The sequence below is a fragment of the Aequorivita sp. CRS11 genome (assembly GCF_059693805.1).
On record NZ_JCATIG010000002.1, the window covers coordinates 44,049 to 62,299 of the forward strand.

Genomic DNA, 18,251 nt, shown 5'->3' on the forward strand with positions numbered 1-18,251 from the left:
CATTGTATTTTTTAAGGATTTACTATTCCTCAATTTCCTTCAAATAGGCATCCACAATTGGTTGGGCAATGGCAAGTTCATCTTTGCGAACAAATACACGAACTTGATCGTCATATTTACTTCCCGAACCAAACATGACTCCACTTTGTTCATCGTCCCGAAGTATTGGGGTGATATTTGCGTCCTCCAATCTTCCTACTAATCCTGTTGCTATTATATCGGAGCCTGTATATATGCGAACGGTTTCTTCTTTGTTTTCTGACATGATTTTTAAATTATTTGTTATTAAATAATAAGTTAATTTTTTTACTCAATTCTGAAATCAAGCATTGTAATATTTACTTTTCCAAATGGCGCCGTTGAAATTTTTTCCTTTTGAAAAACCGTAAAAAATTACCATTCCGCCCACACCTTTGAAAATGAAAAGGAATAAAAAAAGATATTCCGCAAAAGTTGCGTTCGGGGTGAACCATTGCATGGGCATTAAGACAGTTATGAAAAGACTCAGTAAAGCTACGGTAAACACCAGATTTTCAAAATTTTTATAGGGCCACATCAATAATTTTCTAAACGGATGCAGATCATTGCCCCATTTGTGGATTAAGTAAAAATAATCGTTGCCCATTGGTGCAAATAGCAACGGATCGTCAGCATTTTCAAGTTTAAGAAGTTTTGCGGGAGCAACAATCTTAAAGTTTTTCAAGGCAATGCCGTGTTTGTTTTCAAGATTTCTAATTTCTGAAATTGCCTCTTCGGGAAAATCGCCCTTAAAAAAATGTGATCCCAAAAAGCGTAAACGATAATTTATGCAAAGATTCTTAATGTCATCTATGTGAAAAATGTGTGAACTTTCCAGTAAATCAAAATTAAAATGATTTTCAATTTCTACAGATTCTTTCTCTAGTGTTGCAAATATTGCTTCGCGCTGTTTTTTATTTTCAGAAAAAATTCGGTTTACTTCATCCATAACAGACTGCTCGTCAATTCGTTTTGAACGATATTTCAACAGTTGTTTTTCAATATTGGTCCGAGAAAACATAAGTTGCAATTTTTTGGAAAAATAAATGTACACAGTACATTTGTGCAAAACAAGAATTTAACACAGTTTGAGTGAAATTTTAAATGTTGGAAACGCTTTTTCATTCATAGATAATTTGGCTTCGTATTTGCTATATTTACAATCTAATTTTTTAGGAAATGTTCCGAACTGATTTGAAAATTTTCAGAAGTAACTTTTCGGACATTTCGCTTTTCACTTTATTAAATTTCTTACACAAATGAAGATCAAACATACATTCCTTTTAGTTTTCATAATTTGTTTTACAGCAACCGTATCCGCACAGAAGTACAAGTCAACTAAAAATGCAGAGGTTACCAAAATGTTGGGAGATAGCGAGTTTACTTCAAGTAAAACGTTTTATGAAAATATTGAAGAAGCTCCAGATTTTATGATTTTGGCTAAAATCTTAAAAAATGAACACTTGCGTAAAAAGTTGGAAAATCAAGAGATGGTTACCATTTTTGCAGTAGCGGATGAGGCGTTTTTAAACTTACCGAAGAAAAGCAGGGACTCAATTTTAGGAAATACCCCTTTAGTAAATTCAATGATAAAGTACCTAGCCGTGCCCGGAAGACTTGATAGCAATAGCCTTAAAACTGCAGTGGAGAAAAATAGCGGTAAGGCATACTTGACGACCATTGAGGGACACAGATTAGAAATTATGGAAAATGCGGGACAATTAATGCTAATTGATGAACATAAAAATATTGCCAGAGTTATAGCTCCAGACTATTATCATAAAAATGGCTTTTTTCATATTATTGATGGATTAATTTTTCCACCTTCGGAAGAATAGTTTTATAAAAGTTAAATAAACCCTAAAGTCCGGAAACTGCAAAACCGTAGTTTCCGGACTTTCGTTTATATACACATAAACTTAAAACTAAAAACACATTATTATGAAATCAAGATTTATTACAGCAACATTATTTTCTATTGCCCTTATGGCTGGAACTTCATCAATTTTTGCTCAAGACAAAATGATGAAAGACGAAAAAACAGTTATGGTTGGCGGGGCAGCAATGTATCCCAGCAAAAACATTATTGAAAATGCAGTAAATTCAAAAGACCACACAACACTTGTAGCAGCCATAAAAGCTGCAGATTTGGTGGAAACACTTCAAAGCGATGGTCCGTTTACAGTTTTTGCACCAATAAACGAGGCTTTTGAAAAACTACCAAAAGGAACTGTGGAAACTTTACTGAAAACTGAAAACAAAAAAACATTGCAAACCGTCCTAACCTATCACGTTCTTGCAGGTAGACACAGTGCTGCAGCCATAATGAAGGATATCAAAAAAGGGAATGGCAAAGCTACTTATACAACTGTGAATGGCGGAACTTTAACAGCGATGATGAAAGGCAAAAATGTTATGTTGATGGATGAAAATGGGGGAATGGCAACTGTTACTATTGCTGACGTTAACCAATCGAATGGAGTGATTCACGTAGTTGATAGTGTTGTTTTACCAAAGTAATTTTGACCCAATTCCCAATCAATTAAAATGAAAACAGCGACCTTCTAAAGTCGCTGTTTTTTTGTTTTTATCGAAGTGTTGCTCCAAATTCGTTTTCAAATTTTTGTTGGAGTTTACCCATTATTCTGTCTATCTGTTTATCGGTCAAAGTTTTTTCTTCGTCTTGAATAGTAAAACTAAGCGCATAGCTTTTTTTGCCTTCGGGAAGATTTTTGCCTTTATAAACATCAAAAAGTGTAACAGCTTTTAGGAATTTCTTTTCGGTATTAAAGGCCGCATTTTGCAGATCGCCAAAACGCACTGAATTATCAAGCAACAAAGCAAAGTCGCGTTGCGCTGCTTGGAATTTTGCGATGGGTTTCAACTTAAAATTTTTAGTTGAAATTTGTTTCAGAACCGCATCCCAGTTGAAATCTGCGAAAAATATTTCGGCATCAACATCAAGTTCTTTGGTGACTTTTTGTTTTACAATACCAAATTCAACGATTTTTTCTTTATTTCTTTTTAGGGAAATTCCTTCAGCAAAAATATCGTTATCAGTGGAATCTTCGGTAAAACCTTCAAGCCCTAAGCGTTCCATTAAAGCTGCAACAGTTCCTTTTCCGAAGAAGAAATTACTTTTTGTTTCTGGGGATACCCAATTTCCTTCCGTTTTCAAACCTGTGATGAAAAGAGAAAGGTGTTTTGTCTCTGTTCTTCCACCCGGAAAATTGTGATAGGTCTTTCCGAACTCAAACAATTTTAAATCGCTGTTTTTTCGGTTGCTGTTATATTCAATAGCTTCCAAACCTGAAAATAACATGGACTGGCGCAACACAGAAAGATCTTGGCTCAAGGGGTTGAGCATAGTTACGTTATAGTTTTCTTTGATGGTTTCACTCAGTTCGTTGTATTTTGGTGTGGTAAGCGAATTGTTCAGCATTTCATTAAAACCAAGCCCCGTTAACTGCAAAGCTATTTTATTCTGAACATCATAATCTTCACCGGGCAAAATGGTGGAAATTGAAGCGTTCAGTTTTTGAGTAAACTTTATGTTGTTGTAACCATAAACACGAAGTATTTCCTCAATAACATCAACATCACGGGTAACGTCGTTTCGGTAAGCGGGAATAGTCATCCCGATGCCGGTTTCGGTTACGTTATTCACTTTCATCTCAAGCGAAGTAAGGATGTCTTTAATGGTTTCCTTCGGAATTTCTTCACCAATAAGTTTATTTGCTTTTTCAAAATTCAGAAAAACTTGATGGTCTTCAATTTTCTTAGGATAAACATCTATTAAATCACTAGTTATTTGTCCTCCGGCTACTTTAATAATTAAAATGGCTGCGTAACGAAGCGCGTAATCAGTAATGTTTGGATCAATGCCTCTTTCAAAACGGAAGGAAGCATCTGTGCTCAAACTGTGGCGTTTTGCAGTTTTGCGAATGCTTACAGGATTAAAGTATGCGCTTTCCAAGAAAATACTTGTTGTGCTTTCTGTGACGCCACTATTAATTCCTCCGAAAACTCCTGCGATGCACATGGGTTTTTCAGCATCACAAATCATTAAGTCTTCTTTGTGCAGTTCGCGTTCTATGCCATCGAGGGTTGTAAATTTTGTTCCTGGGGGAAGTGTTTTCACATTCACAATATTCCCAGCAATTTTTGAAGCATCAAAGGCATGCAATGGTTGGCCAAGTTCGTGAAGCACATAGTTGGTAACATCCACAATATTATTTATAGGTGATAGCCCAATGGATTTCAATCTATTTTGAAGCCAAGCAGGTGAAGTTCCAACCTTGAGATTGCTTATTGTAATCCCACAATAACGTGGCGCCAAAGCATTGTCTTTTACATTTACGTCAATCTTAAGGGTGCGATTATCAATTCTGAAACTGCTGGTTGATGGTGTATTTAGTTTTGTAGAAATACCTTGATGGAGCAGTCCAGCTTTTAAATCGCGCGCAACGCCCCAATGGCTCATGGCATCGGCACGGTTTGGGGTCAGGCCAATTTCAAAAACTTTGTCGTTTTCAACCTCCAAAACTTTAGCTAAAGGGGTTCCGGGCTTTAATTTAGCATCCAAAACCATGATTCCGTCGTGCGATTTTCCGAGGCCGAGTTCGTCTTCGGCGCAGATCATTCCTTCGCTAACTTCGCCGCGTATTTTGCCTTTGTTTATCTGCCAAGGCTTTTCCTCAGCATCGTAAAGTGTGGTGCCAACGGTAGCAACGGGTACTTTTTGACCTACCGCAACATTGGGTGCCCCACAAACTATTTGTATGGGTTCGCCCGTGCCAACGTCAACTTTGGTCACTTTTAGTCGGTCAGCGTTTGTGTGTTGGGTGCATTCTAAAACGTGGCCTACCACAACGCCTTCCAATCCTCCTTTTACGGAAGAGAAATCTTCTATTCCTTCTACTTCAAGTCCGAGATCGGTCAATAATTCGCCAGTTTTTTCGGCGTCCCAAGGGAGGTTGATGAATTGTTTTAGCCAGTTGTATGAAATTGTCATAGGTGTAAATTCTTAACAGAGGGCAAAGATAGTATTTACGATTTTAGATTTACGATTTTGGATTTGAGAATTTTTGATGGATGATGGATGCTGGGTGCTTGGTGCTGGGTGACGGGTGACGGATGCTGGGTGCTGGGTGCGGAGTGCGGAGTGTTGTATGAGGGATGGCTTTGAAAATTTAATTAGCGGTTTTTCGGGAGTGTAGGAAATTTTTAGTTAGTTGTTGCAGAAAAATTTCCGACAAAATACAGGATAACCAAAACCGTAGCGATAGCTGTAACGATGAAGGCTACGCTCGCCCCAAAATAAAACCATAGTAGTCCAGCCATTACGCTTGCTGCCATCGCGATGATGCTTTGAAAGGCGGTGTAAGTGCCCACGGCGGTGGCAGTGTTTTCGTCTTTGGAAATGTTCGTGATCCACGCCTTGGAAATACCTTCGGTTGCTGCGGCATAAATTCCGTAGCCGAAGAAGAGAGCGATTATTGCGTATAAATTTGTAGTTAAACCCATTCCGAAGTAAACTAAGCTGAATATGATTAATCCAAAAATGAACATTTTTTTCAAACCAATTTTATCTGCAAAACTTCCCAAGGGGTATGCGGTGAGAGCATAAATTAAATTGTAAAAAATATAAATTCCGATCACCCAGGCGTCGTCCAGTCCTGCTTCTTTCGCTTTTAATAACAAAAAAACATCACTGCTGTTGAAAAGGGCGAAAAAAAGTAAGCCAATCACTACTTTTCGGTATTCCGCAGGGCTTTGTTTCCAATAGTTGATGAAGGAGAAGAAACTTATTTTTTTCTTTTCAGAAGAAATTTCTACTTTTTTATCTTTCAAAAGAAAGGAAGCAATTACAGCCAGCACACCCGGAATAAAGGCGATGTAAAAAAGGTTTATGTAATCTTCGGGATAAAAGTATAAATAGCCCAAGGCAAGGGCAGGACCGAGTACGGCTCCGAAAGTATCCATAGAGCGGTGAAAGCCGAAAACCTTTCCTTTGTTTGCCTTTGTTGTCTCCGCTGAAAGCATGGCGTCTCGGGCGCCGGTACGGATTCCCTTTCCCAATCGGTCTGTAGTTCTAACAAAAAATATCCACAGCGGATAGACGAAGAAAGCCATCATCGGTTTTGAAATGGCGCTCAGCGAGTAACCGAGTTGCACGAAAGGGGCTCGTTTCGCTTTGCTGTCGCTTAATTGCCCAAAATAGCCTTTGCTGAGTCCCGCCACGGCTTCAACCAAACCTTCCAAAACACCAATCAATAAAATTGAAAAGCCGATACTTTTTAAATAGATAGGCATGATTGGATAAAGCATTTCACTTGCCATGTCTGTAAACAGGCTGACTAGTGAGAGAATCCAGACAGTGCGGGTTATAGGTTTCAAGGGCTTGGATAAATTACCTTGAAAGATACTTCAATTTATTTTTTTACCACTTTTTTAGTTTCTGTTTGTCCGTTTTCATCTTTAATTTTCACGAAATAAATTCCTTGGCTTAAAGCTGAAATATCTACCTGATTGTTCTTTTCTGAAACTAAGAGCAATTGGCCAAGATTGTTATAAACGGTTATTTCGGAAAGCGGTGTAGCGGATTTAATGTTTAAAAAACCGTTTGTTGGGTTTGGATAGATGCTTAAATGGTTTTTTGTGTTTTCTTCTATGCCGAGTGGGCCGCGGTTTTCGAACCAGATTATTTCGTCTAAGGAATATGACGATGCTAGTACGTCCATTTTCCCGTCGCCGTTAAAATCATCTGCAAATACACAAGTTGTATTGTCAACTTGGGAGGAGACTATTTGTTCTGAACCAAAATTCCCACTACCAAGATTTTCATGCCAAAAGACCGTATTGCTAGAAAAAGAAGCTGTAAGTACATCCATATCTCCATCTGCATCTAAATCTTTAGCATAGACTTCAAAGGCGCCCTCTGTATTATTATTTATAGCTCTCAATGGGCCAAATGTACCCTGATTATCTAAATTTTCAAACCAAATTGCGGAATGGTCGCCGAATGAGGAAGCAAGGACGTCCTGATCGCCGTCATTATCCATATCTTTTATATCCACGGATAATGAACCACTTATTTCTGTTGAAATTGTTTGTTGTGCTCCAAAGTTACCTCCCCCGTTATTTTTATGCCAAAATAGGACATCATTACACCAGTCTGCTGCAACTAAATCTAAAAGTCCATCACTGTCAATATCTGCAGCTCTAACAGATTCTATACACATACCTGTATTATTAATTAATTGGGTTGGGCCAAAATTTCCTTGGCCATTCGTGTTTTCATACCATAACAACCCAAAATCTCCACCAGAAACAATATCAATATCTCCATCATTATCTACATCCATAGGATAGGTTACGTAAGGAGATGAAATAAGCGGACTAAAAATATGAGCTGTGAAAGAGGTGCCCTGCCCATCCATATTTTCAAACCACGCTACTGTGTTATTATAATATGATTGAGAAACTACATCCATGTCTCCATCGCCATCAATGTCTGCCGCGTCAATAGAGATTGGATAATTCAATTGTAAAGAAATGGTTTTTGGTGAAGAAAAGTTTCCTATACCATCCATATTTTCTAACCAAGATATTTTGTCATCACCACTGGATGCACAAATTACATCCTTATCGCCATCACCATCCATATCAATAGACATAACTGTATATGGTCTGTTGGTACCGTTAATTTCCACCACAACATTTTGAGTACCAAAATTTCCTTGTCCATCAGTATTTATGTAATATGCTATTTTGTCATCTGTAGCAGAGGCGGAAATTAAATCTAAATCGCCATCGCTATCCAAATCTGCCAAGTTGATTTCCCTAAGATATTCTGTTTGGTTTGTTATTTGTTGTTTTGGTCCGAAATTACCAAGGCCATCCAGATTTTTGTACCAATAAATTATTCCTTGGGCATCGGATCCTGATATTACGTCTAAATAGCCATCATTATCCACATCTGCAGAAGTGACCAAAAATTGACCTTGTACATCAGCACTTACAAAACGCTGTGGACCAAAATTGCCCTGTCCGTTTAAATTTTCATACCAAACTAATTTTTGGTCGAATAATAGGGAAGTGGCAAGAACGTCTTTATCTCCATCGCCATCAATATCTGCCGCCGAAACCCCTCTTGGACGTTGCACATTTGTTGAGATAACTTGTATTGGGCCAAAATCTCCTTGGCCATTGATATTCTTGAACCAAGAAACATTATCATTTGTATAGTCTGAGACCAAAATATCCATATCGCCATCGCTATCAAGATCTTCCACATAAATATTATTATAGCTAGCTGAATTGTTTGCGATAATGTGCTCAACAGAAAAAGTACCTTGCCCATCCATATTTTCAAACCATGCAATTGAATTGGTTGAGCTAGAATTTGCAGTTATATCCAAATCGCCGTCGCCGTCCATATCTGCTGCTTGAATTTCTCTGGCTTGTGTATCTGGAGCGCTAACAGTTTGCGGAGTTCCAAAATTTCCTTGACCGTCTACGTTTTCATACCAAAAGATACCATAATAGGTAGCATTAACTAAATCTATATCACTGTCATTATCAATATCTATAGCAATTACTTGGTTGGTTCTAATTGCGTTTTCTGTAATTATTTGTTGTGCTCCGAAACTTCCATTTGTATTTTTATACCAGGCTAATTTAGAGTCGTTTATGGAAGAAGATATTATATCCATATCACCATCACCATCAAGATCTGCAGCATATACCGATGTTGGATTATTAGTTCCGCCAGTGTCATCGACAGTAATATGCGCTTCAAAATCTATTTGGGCATTAATTGAAAAGGAAAAAAGTATGGTTGAAAATAATAGTAGTCTTGTATTCATTTGAAATTTTTAAGAGGTCGCAAAGTAGCTTTTTCCTACATTATATTCAAATGATAAAAATTATTTCTTCAAATTTCGGAACCTTTGCAATAGCGTAGGATGTGAATAATGCGCAAACACATAAAGCGGATGCGGTGTAAGGTTGCTCAGGCTATTTTTAGAAAGCTTTTTTAAACCTGAAATCAGCGGCAATGCCGCAAAAGTATTCTTTGCGTAATTATCTGCTTGGTATTCAAATTTTCTACTTAAATAATTCATCAGTAAACTTGTAATGCCTGAAATTGGGCTATAAAGCACTCCGAAAACGACCAGGCCAATATGAAATGTAGGATGGGAAACATTCAAAGCTTCAGAAAATAAAGGATTACCAATAAACAATGACAAAAGCCAAAGTGTAAATCCCGTAGTGATAATGGCTGCAAAAAGGTTGATGATAATATGATTTCGCTTGTAATGGCCTACTTCATGGGCAAGGACGGCTACTATTTCTTCTTCGTTTAAATCTTTAATTAGAGTGTCATAAAGGGTAACGCGCTTTTCGCTACCAAAACCTGAGAAATAGGCATTGGCCTTTGTGCTGCGCTTGCTCCCGTCTATCACGAAGATTTTATCGAGGGTGAATCCTACTTTTGAAGCATAGGTTTCAATTTGGGAACGAAGCGAGCCTTCTTCCAAAGGGGTTTGTTTGTTGAAAAGTGGAACGATAAAACGCGCGTAAAAAAGATTCATTAAAACTGTAAAAACAGTAATGACGCCCCAAGCGTAAAGCCAAAAGTTTTTACCCGTGCTTTGGTAAAACCAAATAATTGCACTTAGAAGAATTCCCCCAATAACGGCCCCCATTGCCCAACCTTTCAGTTTGTCAAGGAAAAAAGTTTTACGTGTGGTTTTATTAAAACCGTATTTCTCTTCAATAGTAAAAGTGCTGTAATAGCTGAAGGGCGTACTGAGGATATCGCTGGCAATCATAATAATTCCGAAGAAAACCAAGGCGATGATAATTTCATTGTTTGAAACGGAACGGGCTACACTGTCTACAAATGCAAAACCGTCTAAAAAGAAGAAGAGGAGGGTAGCAATGAGGGAAACGGCGGCTGTGATTATTCCGAATTTGTAACGTTCCTTTTTGTAGCGTTGCGATTTCTTGTATTCTTCCTCATCAAAAACATCCTGCAGTTCTGCGGGAAGTGGGTCGTTGAAGTGTTTTGCATTGAGGAAATCTAATATTTGGTCAATAACAAAGCTGATGACTAGGATTGCTATTATTATGTAAAAAAGTGTTTCTGGTTTCAAGTTTCAGGTTTCAAATTACTACTCCAAACTGCGACTGCGACTGAATATTAAAATCCACGCTGACGCTTTGCCTCAAATATAAGGATTCCCGCGGCTACGGAAACGTTCATGCTGTCTATTTCGCCTTGCATCGGGATAATGATGTTTTGGGTGCTGTTTTGTAGCCATTCCTCGGAAAGTCCCGTGGCTTCAGTGCCTACAACTATTGCGGTTGGTTTTTTAAAATCTAGAGTGTCGTAATTTACAGACGCCTGCAAAGCAGCACAATAAATGTTGATTTTGGATTCCTTTAAAAACGATATGATTTCTGAAGTGCTTCCAGTGGCAATCCTGTTTGTAAACAAACAACCCACGCTGCTGCGGATGATGTTGGGGTTGAACATATCGGTCTTCGGGTTGGCAATGATTACACAATCTACATTTGCGGCGTCCGCGGTTCGGAGTATCGCACCTATGTTGCCTGGTTTTTCGGGGGCTTCAGCTACTAAAATTAAAGGGTTTTTGGTTGCAAGTTGAAGATCGGCAAGTTCTAAGGTTTTGGAATATGCTATAGCCAAAACGCCCTCGGTGGAACTTCTGTAGGCTAGCTTTTCATATACTTCAGAAGAAATCTCAATAAACTCAGTTTCGTTATCGCCAGTTTCTTTCAGAATATAAATTTCTTCTTCGGAAACTATTTCGGAACAAAAAAGTACCGTTTTCAAAAGATAGCCACCTTTTATTGCCAATGAAATTTCGCGCAGTCCTTCAATTACAAAAAGTTGTGTTTTGCGACGTTCGCGCGACTTTTCTTGCAATAAAACAATCTGTTTTATCAGCGGATTTTGAAAGCTTGTGATGTTTTTGTACATATTGTGTTTGAAAAATGTCTCGTGAAGATAGTAGTCGCAATTTATTTTTACTGCTAACTGCTACTTAAAACTTTTCCAAAGATACGCTACTGAAATTTATATCCAGTACCCAAATTGATGCGAAGACCAAAACCAATATTAAAATAGTTTACACCTCCAAAAGTGTCTTCTAGCTCTGATGGGACTTCAATATTCATAAAATCATGGCGCAATTCTGGGGCTACATAAATTGAAACATAGTTTGCCAATTTATAGCTTACCTCCGGTCTTAGCCATAGCGCGGTGGCATTGTCTTCAAAACTATCGCCCAAGCCTTTGTTGAAATAGCCCGAATAGCCAACGCCTAAACCAATGGAGAGGTCAAACCGTTCCAATTGTTTTTCATAGCCAATTACACCTCCCAATACTAAATTGGACATTTCATCGTAATTGCCTACAAGGTTTCGATTGGTAACATCAGCAAAAAAGAAACTCATGGCTGGGCCAATATAAAAATCTCCCATAACATTTAGTTTAAGTTGTGCTTGTGCGCCCGTTTTTAAATCCATTCCATCGTTTACAAAGTTTTCTCCAAAAGCAATGGGCAGATAGGCGCCTACAGTAATGCTGCCTACTTTGGTTCCAAGATTAGTTTGTTCTTGGGCTGTTTCATTTTCTATTTCCGTTTCCGTTTGTTGTGCAAAAGTAGCTGCCGTAAAAAGCAGGGAAATGAAAAGTATTCTAATATTCAAAAACATACGTAGTAGGGGGATTTGTTACTGGAATTTCGATAGTTTGTGTGCTTCCGCCATTTACTTTGTACTCAAAAACAGCAACGGAGCCTAAAATACTTTCACCACCTATCGTTCGGTTTTGTGAATTGACTTCCAAAAAGTCCTGAGTGGACTGGTCAAATTCACAAATGTCGTTGTTAAATTCTAAGGGAAGATGACAAACTTTTGAAGTGTATGAAAGTGTGTACTCCACAGTATTATTATCACCTGGAAGGTTTTTTAATAATAGTGAAAAAGAGCCTAAACCACTAAGAGTTACGGTTCCCAAATCTAACAACAACTGCTTGTTGGCGTCTTCAGAAGAATATACTTTACTTGCATAATCGGGGTTTTCGTTTTCGAAATAGAAATTGGACTCAATATTTACCAAAACATACAGTGGATCAGTACTTGCGTTAAGCGATGTAAGCTCAAAGTTTCCATTTGCATCTGTGCTGGTTTTAGCAAGAATGCGGTTTACGGCTTCGGTTTTTATGGAAATATTGGATAATGCATTTCCGTTTTGATCAACTATTATTCCTTTAACCAAGAGTCTTTCGTTATTGGTAATTTCAAGTTTTTCACAGCTTGAAAATGATAGTATGACAGTAAAGAGAATTATTTTGTATAAATAGGATTTCATTTTTTTTTAAGGTATTAATAAAGCAAGATTACTGAAAAAAGATAATGTTGTCAAGTATAAAATGCTGAAGTTAAAAGTTTCTTAACTTTTTGAAATATTTTTATATCTTGCATGGAAAATTATTACTTATGAAGAAATTAGTACTTTTTTTAGTTATGACGTTCTGTATTTCAACGCAGGCGCAGATTATAGTGAATCCTCCCGTTGCGAATTTAGTAGCTTGTGATGACGATAATGATGGGTTTTATCCATTCGATCTCGCAGAACAAGATCTAGTGATAACTATGGGCGACCCTGAATTATCAGTAACTTATCACGGAACGCTTTTGAATGCTGAGGACGGTGTTTTGCCATTGCCTACTCCATATGTGAATGATCAAAGATATTTGGATGTCCCATTTACTGATCCTAATGATCCAAATTATGGAACAGGTGGAGCTTGGGCGCGAGTAGAAAGTAGTACCAGTAGTGAAATAAATATTGTTCCTTTTGGGCTGGAAGTACGTTTTTCTCCCGTTGGAAATACTCCAGCACCTTTGCGTGTATGTGATGATAACAATGATGGCTTTGCATTTTTTGACCTTACTACAGTAGCCACGGAAGTTCTTGGAAGTTTAGATCCGTTGGGTTTTGATCTTTATTATTATGAAAGTTTGGCAGACGCAACAACCGCTGGAGATTTAGCAGCTACAAATCCAGATTTTTCGCAGGCAATTACTAATCCTTCTAACTTTCTTAATTCAAACAATCCACAGACCATCTATATTTTATTGGTGAGCAATGCTAATGGAACTATTCCGCCAAATCCAAATAGTGCTGAAGGTTGTTATGATATTGTTGAACTTACATTACAAGTATTTCCAAACCCAAACATCAATTATAACCCAGACCCACTTGAACTTTGTGATGATGACAATGATGGTATTGTTGGAGAATGGGATTTAACTTTAGCAGATCTTGATATTATTGACGGTGAACCTGATGTTAATATTAGATACTATGAAACGCTTCAAAGCGCACAAAATGGAATACCAGGGACAGAGATTCTTGGACTGTACACAAATACAGTTCCTTTCAATCAAACAGTATACGCAAGAGTAACCAAAAGTGTTCCTCCTGCAATACTTCCGTGTTATTCAATTGCGGAACTCGAACTTATCGTAAACGAAATCCCCCCAATAACCCAACCCAACAACCTTTTTATAAATGAAGGCGACGGCGATGGTTTTGCCGTTTTTGATCTTACTGAAAATATAGCTGTAATGTTGGCTGGCTTAAATCCTTCCGATTATGAAGTATACTTCTATGTTACTGAAGCAGATGCAGAAAACAATACAAATCCTATAGCCGTTCCAACTTCATACATAAACACTTCAAACCCAGAGACTATTTATGTTCGGGTTGAAGATGTGAATACGGGTTGCTTTGTAGTAACTTCCTTTGAAATTCTTACCGATGAAACCACGCCCGATGCAGACGGAGATGGCATTGCCAACGAAGACGAAGATATAAACAACAATGGAAACCTAAACGACGATGATACAGATGGTGATAATATTCCAAATTATTTGGACAGCGATGACGATGGCGATTCAGTACTTACATTAGATGAAACAACCGGAATTGGCGCAGGCGTGGCACCATCGTATATTTACATAGACACCGATGGCGACACCATTGAAAACTACCTCGACAATGACGACGACGGCGACGGTACTTTAACAATAGACGAAGATTACAACAACAACGGAACCCCAATTGACGATGATACAAACACAAATGGCATCCCGGATTTTCTGGATGATGAGGTGTTTCTTTCCGTGAATTATTCTGCTTTTACAGATTTGAGCGTTTTTCCAAATCCAACTTCGGAAAGTTTTACGGTGCAAGCAACAAAACTGGTTTCAGAAACAACTATTTCACTATATGACATTCAAGGAAAATTATTGATTTCTAAAAAAATACTTCCGCAGAATGGCACGTTGACCGTAGATGTTTATTCTTTGGAAAATGGGGTTTATTTTGTGAAGGTTTCTTCGGAAGGAAAATCAGTCGTTAAAAAATTAATTAAGAATTAAATTCCAATAAAGAAGACGCCCACTATCCTCTAAAACTGCAAACTAATAATCATAAACCTTTCTAAAAAGCTTTCCCCAACAAGGGAAGCTTTTTTATTTTTAAACAACTAAAAACCAATCAATATGAAAAAGCTGATTTTTTTTGCTGCACTTATAATGTCTCTTTCTGCCTGTAGGGACGATAAAAAAACTACCGGAGAAGATCCACGGGTTGAGGGCACCGAATTTGATTCAACGGGAGTTGAAGCCCCAGATGGTGATCCAAAGAATGCACAAACAAACATCGAAAAAACATATCCTGCAACATTGCAAACTGTATTTACCGCCCACGGTGGGTTGGATCATTGGAAAAAGATGAATAACCTGTGTTTTGAAATGAAGGGAAAAAACGGTTTGGAAACACATACCGTTTCATTACCAGACCGTAAAACCAAAATAGAAACTAAAGATTGGTCTATTGGGAAAGACGGAAAGGGCGTTTGGTTGTTAAAACACGATTTGGGTTATGAAGGCAATCCGGTATTTTACCACAATTTAATGTTCTATTTCTATGCAATGCCTTTTATTATTTCAGACCCGGGAATAAATTATGAAGCTGTAGCCCCCACCGAACTTGATGGCAAATTGTATAACGGTTTAAAAGTTTCCTATGACAAGGGCATGGGCGATTCGCCTGAGGATGAGTACATCCTATATTTTGAGCCAGATACCAATAAAATGGTTTGGTTGGCGTATACTGTAACCTTTAAAGACCAAAAGGAAAGCGATGATTGGCATTATATAAAATACGACAAATGGCAAGATGTAAATGGTTTGCTATTACCTGAAAAGCTTACGTGGTGGAACGTGGAAAACGGGAAACCCAAAGGGGAAAAGATGGATATAAAATTTGATAAAGTTACTGTAACTGAAACCATGCTTGACACTGAAGTTTTTGCAAAACCTGCAGAGGCGGAATATGTTCAATAACCAGTTAAAGTTGGGAGCTAAAGTTTTTTACCTTCATAATAATTTACCACAAGCGCAACCATATAGTCGTAGCTCATAATGCCGCGGCTTTGGTTGTTTGCTTTTAGGAAGTTGTCCCAAAAAAGCTTTGAGAATGTTTCAAACGGATTTTGATAGCTTTCCCAAAAATCTCGCATCTCTTTATAACTTTCCAAGATACCTGGATTTATTTGCGTTAAAAGCTCTTCATACTTAGCTTCATCGCGTCGCGCCACTTCATTTATCAAATACCGAAGTGTAAAAATATAGCCCGCGTATTGCATAAATGGGTCATCATTATGCAAAGTAGAAAGCGTGGCTATAAAATTGGCTTCATTTTCTGCAGCATAGCCTATTTGGTGGGCTTCTTCGTGACAGGCCACTACCGGAAATTTATAGGTTTTCATCAGATTGTTAACCTGCGCTTCACCCGAAAATGGATTTAGGTAACCGCTATAGCCCATATAGGTAAGCCCCAAACTCCAACCACTTTTTTTGATACTTCGTGGCGAAAAAGCCAACTGCGGAAACTCTTCTTCTAAATTTTTATAACCGTTCAAGGTTTTTTTGAACATTTCCTTTTGAGTGTAGGGTAATTCAACTTTCACGCTATCAGCAAAACCCAGTTCGCGATGCATGGAGTTGCTTTTTTCTATAAAGCGATTGGTGGTTTCCAATAATTGTTCTGTGGTATAATCACTTTCAAGCTGCAGGGATTTGTGCAGTGGAAGTCTATAGTAGTTAAATCCCCATAGCACGTGGAACATAAAATAAACCACTGAAACCGCTCCCAGAATCTCTACGGCGAAACCTACTTGGTCGTTTTTAAGACGTTTCACATTTTTATAAAGCCACCGAATGGCTACAATGGCAATTAGCAGATAAAACAAATCGCCCACGGAAAAAGGAATCCAACCAAAAATGTAACGCGAAATTTTTGAAATCCATGGATATATCCCGAGACTGTAATATTTCTCAACAAATTTTGGGAAAAACTTTAAAACCTGAAGTGCTATTATCTGCACAAACAGGAAAATGGTGAGGAAAGCTGAGGTCCGTTTTACCATATTCCAAACATACGAAGGAAATCTTTCACCACATAATTTTTATAGCGAATGAAAAAAGGTAATTTTGTGGTAGAAACGTTAGCCACTAACTCACAAATGTTTTTATGATAATTATATTTTAAAATTCTTTTAAATAATACTTCACTAAGAAACATAATTATTCGTGCATTCGTGGCGGATTTTTTTCATAACAAAAAATATAAACAATGAATGAAGAGATAAGAAACTTAAACCCCAAAGCACTTTGGAACAAATTTGCCGATCTGAACGCCGTACCGCGCCCTTCAAAAAAGGAGGAACGCGTTATTGCGTTTATGAAAGATTTCGGAAAAAGCCTCGGCTTGGAAACCCTTGAAGATGAAGTGGGCAACGTGATAATCCGCAAACCCGCAACCCAGGGAATGGAAGACCGAAAAATGGTCGTCCTGCAAAGCCACTTAGATATGGTTCACCAAAAAAATAACGATACCAACTTTAATTTTGACACTCAGGGAATCGAGATGTATGTGGATGGTGATTGGGTTCGCGCAAAAGGCACAACCCTTGGAGCCGACAACGGTTTGGGGGTAGCCACGATCATGGCTATTCTTGAAAGTAATGAAATTGAGCATCCCGCAATTGAAGCTCTGTTTACAATAGACGAAGAAACCGGAATGACCGGTGCAAAGGGGTTAAAGGGTGGCTTGCTGAAAGGTGATATTCTTTTGAACTTGGACACTGAAGAAGATGATGAAATAGGCGTGGGCTGCGCCGGCGGAGTAGATGTTACCGCAACAGGCACCTATACTTCAGTTGAAACACCACCAAACTCAGCTACTTTTACTATTAAGGTGAAAGGTTTACAAGGCGGCCACAGCGGTATGGACATTATAAAAGGATTGGGCAACGCCAACAAACTTATGAACCGCTTGCTTTTTGCAACAAAAGATTTTATGCAGGTGGCGAAACTTGAAGGCGGAAGTCTTCGCAATGCAATACCGCGGGAAAGTGTGGCCACGGTTGTGGTGTCTTCCGAAGAAAAGTTTTTGGAGGCTTTTGAAAAGCTGAAGGATAACATTCAGTCAGAATATAAGTCCTTGGAACCCAATCTTTCCATTACTGCTGAAAAAAGTAGCGAGACTTTTTCTCAAGCAATGAGCCAAAATGATCAAAGAATATTTTTGAATGCTTTGAACGCAGCTCACAATGGTGTTTACAGAATGAGCCCTGATATTGACGATTTGGTGGAAACCTCAAACAATATTGCAAAAGTTATGGTTGCTGATGGAAACATTAAAATAGAATGTTTAACACGCAGCTCTGTGGAATCTTCAAAAGATGTTTTGGCAAACGCTCTGAGTTCAACTTTTGAACTTGCTGGGTATAAAGTAAAACTTGCTGGCGATTATCCCGGGTGGGCACCAAATATGGACAGTCCTATTTTAAAGGTTTTGGACAATCTTTATCAAAAGATGAACGGCGAAAAGGCACATGTGGCTGCTTGCCACGCTGGTTTGGAATGTGGTATTTTGGGCCAGAACTATCCCGGGATGGATATGATTTCCTTTGGACCGACCATTAAGGGGGCGCACTCTCCCGATGAGCGCGCGAGTATTTCCTCCGCACAAAAATACTGGGAGTTTGTTCTTGAAATCTTGAAGAATATTCCGAAGAAATAGAGCCAAGAGTAAAGACCGCTTCGCTGAAAGACAC

At 38.3% G+C, this 18,251-nt stretch carries 15 protein-coding genes; 5 read left to right on the forward strand and 10 right to left on the reverse strand.

Features of this window, described 5'->3' with window-relative positions:
• Window positions 1-22: 22 nt before the first annotated feature.
• Both AC58DT_RS03255 and AC58DT_RS03260 read right to left on the reverse strand, forming a co-directional pair.
• Window positions 23-265: a putative signal transducing protein gene (locus tag AC58DT_RS03255; RefSeq protein ID WP_497215378.1), complete on the reverse strand. Its 243-nt coding sequence runs from the start codon at window positions 263-265 to the stop codon at window positions 23-25.
• 57 nt (window positions 266-322) lie between these two features.
• Window positions 323-1,039 (reverse strand): hypothetical protein, encoded by a 717-nt coding sequence (locus AC58DT_RS03260; RefSeq protein ID WP_497215379.1) that lies wholly within the window; start codon window positions 1,037-1,039, stop codon window positions 323-325.
• A 238-nt stretch (window positions 1,040-1,277) separates the two neighbouring features.
• Here AC58DT_RS03260 and AC58DT_RS03265 point away from each other — a divergent pair, with 238 nt between their 5' ends.
• Window positions 1,278-1,856, forward strand: a complete 579-nt coding sequence (locus AC58DT_RS03265) for a fasciclin domain-containing protein (RefSeq protein ID WP_497215380.1) — start codon at window positions 1,278-1,280, stop codon at window positions 1,854-1,856.
• A 103-nt stretch (window positions 1,857-1,959) separates the two neighbouring features.
• Complete coding sequence (locus AC58DT_RS03270; RefSeq protein WP_497215381.1) at window positions 1,960-2,538, forward strand: fasciclin domain-containing protein; 579 nt, start codon at window positions 1,960-1,962, stop codon at window positions 2,536-2,538.
• 67 nt (window positions 2,539-2,605) lie between these two features.
• On the opposite strand, the gene pheT is transcribed toward AC58DT_RS03270, so the two are convergent.
• The 7 genes from pheT to AC58DT_RS03305 all read right to left on the reverse strand — a co-directional run bounded on the left by pheT (window position 2,606) and on the right by AC58DT_RS03305 (window position 12,427).
• Window positions 2,606-5,032, reverse strand: a complete 2,427-nt coding sequence (gene pheT / locus AC58DT_RS03275) for a phenylalanine--tRNA ligase subunit beta (protein ID WP_497215382.1) — start codon at window positions 5,030-5,032, stop codon at window positions 2,606-2,608.
• 212 nt (window positions 5,033-5,244) lie between these two features.
• On the reverse strand, window positions 5,245-6,417 hold the full coding sequence (locus AC58DT_RS03280; RefSeq protein ID WP_497215384.1) for an MFS transporter: 1,173 nt from the start codon (window positions 6,415-6,417) through the stop codon (window positions 5,245-5,247).
• Between the two features lie 35 nt (window positions 6,418-6,452).
• Entirely contained in the window at window positions 6,453-8,888 is a 2,436-nt protein-coding gene (locus AC58DT_RS03285; protein WP_497215385.1) for a T9SS type A sorting domain-containing protein, read from the reverse strand.
• 60 nt (window positions 8,889-8,948) lie between these two features.
• Complete coding sequence (locus AC58DT_RS03290; RefSeq protein WP_497215386.1) at window positions 8,949-10,181, reverse strand: M48 family metallopeptidase; 1,233 nt, start codon at window positions 10,179-10,181, stop codon at window positions 8,949-8,951.
• 47 nt (window positions 10,182-10,228) lie between these two features.
• Window positions 10,229-11,032 carry a TrmH family RNA methyltransferase gene (locus AC58DT_RS03295; RefSeq protein WP_497215387.1) on the reverse strand — a complete coding sequence of 268 codons (804 nt, stop codon included), beginning with the start codon at window positions 11,030-11,032 and terminating at the stop codon, window positions 10,229-10,231.
• Between the two features lie 86 nt (window positions 11,033-11,118).
• A complete protein-coding gene (locus AC58DT_RS03300) occupies window positions 11,119-11,769 on the reverse strand; it encodes a hypothetical protein (protein WP_497215388.1) in 651 nt (216 codons plus the stop codon).
• Window positions 11,753-12,427 carry a carboxypeptidase-like regulatory domain-containing protein gene (locus tag AC58DT_RS03305; protein WP_497215389.1) on the reverse strand — a complete coding sequence of 225 codons (675 nt, stop codon included), beginning with the start codon at window positions 12,425-12,427 and terminating at the stop codon, window positions 11,753-11,755. The genes AC58DT_RS03300 and AC58DT_RS03305 overlap by 17 nt, the downstream gene beginning before the upstream one ends.
• A gap of 128 nt (window positions 12,428-12,555) precedes the next feature.
• Between AC58DT_RS03305 and AC58DT_RS03310 the strand changes: the two genes are divergently transcribed.
• Complete coding sequence (locus AC58DT_RS03310; RefSeq protein WP_497215390.1) at window positions 12,556-14,505, forward strand: T9SS type A sorting domain-containing protein; 1,950 nt, start codon at window positions 12,556-12,558, stop codon at window positions 14,503-14,505.
• 123 nt (window positions 14,506-14,628) lie between these two features.
• Window positions 14,629-15,474, forward strand: a complete 846-nt coding sequence (locus tag AC58DT_RS03315) for a DUF6503 family protein (RefSeq protein WP_497215391.1) — start codon at window positions 14,629-14,631, stop codon at window positions 15,472-15,474.
• Window positions 15,475-15,491: 17 nt separating this feature from the next.
• Here the strand turns inward: AC58DT_RS03315 and AC58DT_RS03320 are convergent, their stop codons facing one another.
• Window positions 15,492-16,559 (reverse strand): DUF3810 domain-containing protein, encoded by a 1,068-nt coding sequence (locus AC58DT_RS03320; protein WP_497215392.1) that lies wholly within the window; start codon window positions 16,557-16,559, stop codon window positions 15,492-15,494.
• A 206-nt stretch (window positions 16,560-16,765) separates the two neighbouring features.
• Here AC58DT_RS03320 and AC58DT_RS03325 point away from each other — a divergent pair, with 206 nt between their 5' ends.
• Window positions 16,766-18,217 (forward strand): aminoacyl-histidine dipeptidase, encoded by a 1,452-nt coding sequence (locus AC58DT_RS03325; protein WP_497215393.1) that lies wholly within the window; start codon window positions 16,766-16,768, stop codon window positions 18,215-18,217.
• Window positions 18,218-18,251: the final 34 nt, after the last annotated feature.

Bases quoted from the DNA above. Each gene is read 5' to 3' on its own strand.
- AC58DT_RS03255 (WP_497215378.1), bottom strand. From the start codon at position 265: ATGTCAGAAAACAAAGAAGAAACCGTTCGCATATATACAGGCTCCGAT.
- AC58DT_RS03260 (WP_497215379.1), bottom strand. From the start codon at position 1,039: ATGTTTTCTCGGACCAATATTGAAAAACAACTGTTGAAATATCGTTCA.
- AC58DT_RS03265 (WP_497215380.1), top strand. From the start codon at position 1,278: ATGAAGATCAAACATACATTCCTTTTAGTTTTCATAATTTGTTTTACA.
- AC58DT_RS03270 (WP_497215381.1), top strand. From the start codon at position 1,960: ATGAAATCAAGATTTATTACAGCAACATTATTTTCTATTGCCCTTATG.
- pheT (WP_497215382.1), bottom strand. From the start codon at position 5,032: ATGACAATTTCATACAACTGGCTAAAACAATTCATCAACCTCCCTTGG.
- AC58DT_RS03285 (WP_497215385.1), bottom strand. From the start codon at position 8,888: ATGAATACAAGACTACTATTATTTTCAACCATACTTTTTTCCTTTTCA.
- AC58DT_RS03295 (WP_497215387.1), bottom strand. From the start codon at position 11,032: ATGTACAAAAACATCACAAGCTTTCAAAATCCGCTGATAAAACAGATT.
- AC58DT_RS03300 (WP_497215388.1), bottom strand. From the start codon at position 11,769: ATGTTTTTGAATATTAGAATACTTTTCATTTCCCTGCTTTTTACGGCA.
- AC58DT_RS03305 (WP_497215389.1), bottom strand. From the start codon at position 12,427: ATGAAATCCTATTTATACAAAATAATTCTCTTTACTGTCATACTATCA.
- AC58DT_RS03310 (WP_497215390.1), top strand. From the start codon at position 12,556: ATGAAGAAATTAGTACTTTTTTTAGTTATGACGTTCTGTATTTCAACG.
- AC58DT_RS03315 (WP_497215391.1), top strand. From the start codon at position 14,629: ATGAAAAAGCTGATTTTTTTTGCTGCACTTATAATGTCTCTTTCTGCC.
- AC58DT_RS03320 (WP_497215392.1), bottom strand. From the start codon at position 16,559: ATGGTAAAACGGACCTCAGCTTTCCTCACCATTTTCCTGTTTGTGCAG.
- AC58DT_RS03325 (WP_497215393.1), top strand. From the start codon at position 16,766: ATGAATGAAGAGATAAGAAACTTAAACCCCAAAGCACTTTGGAACAAA.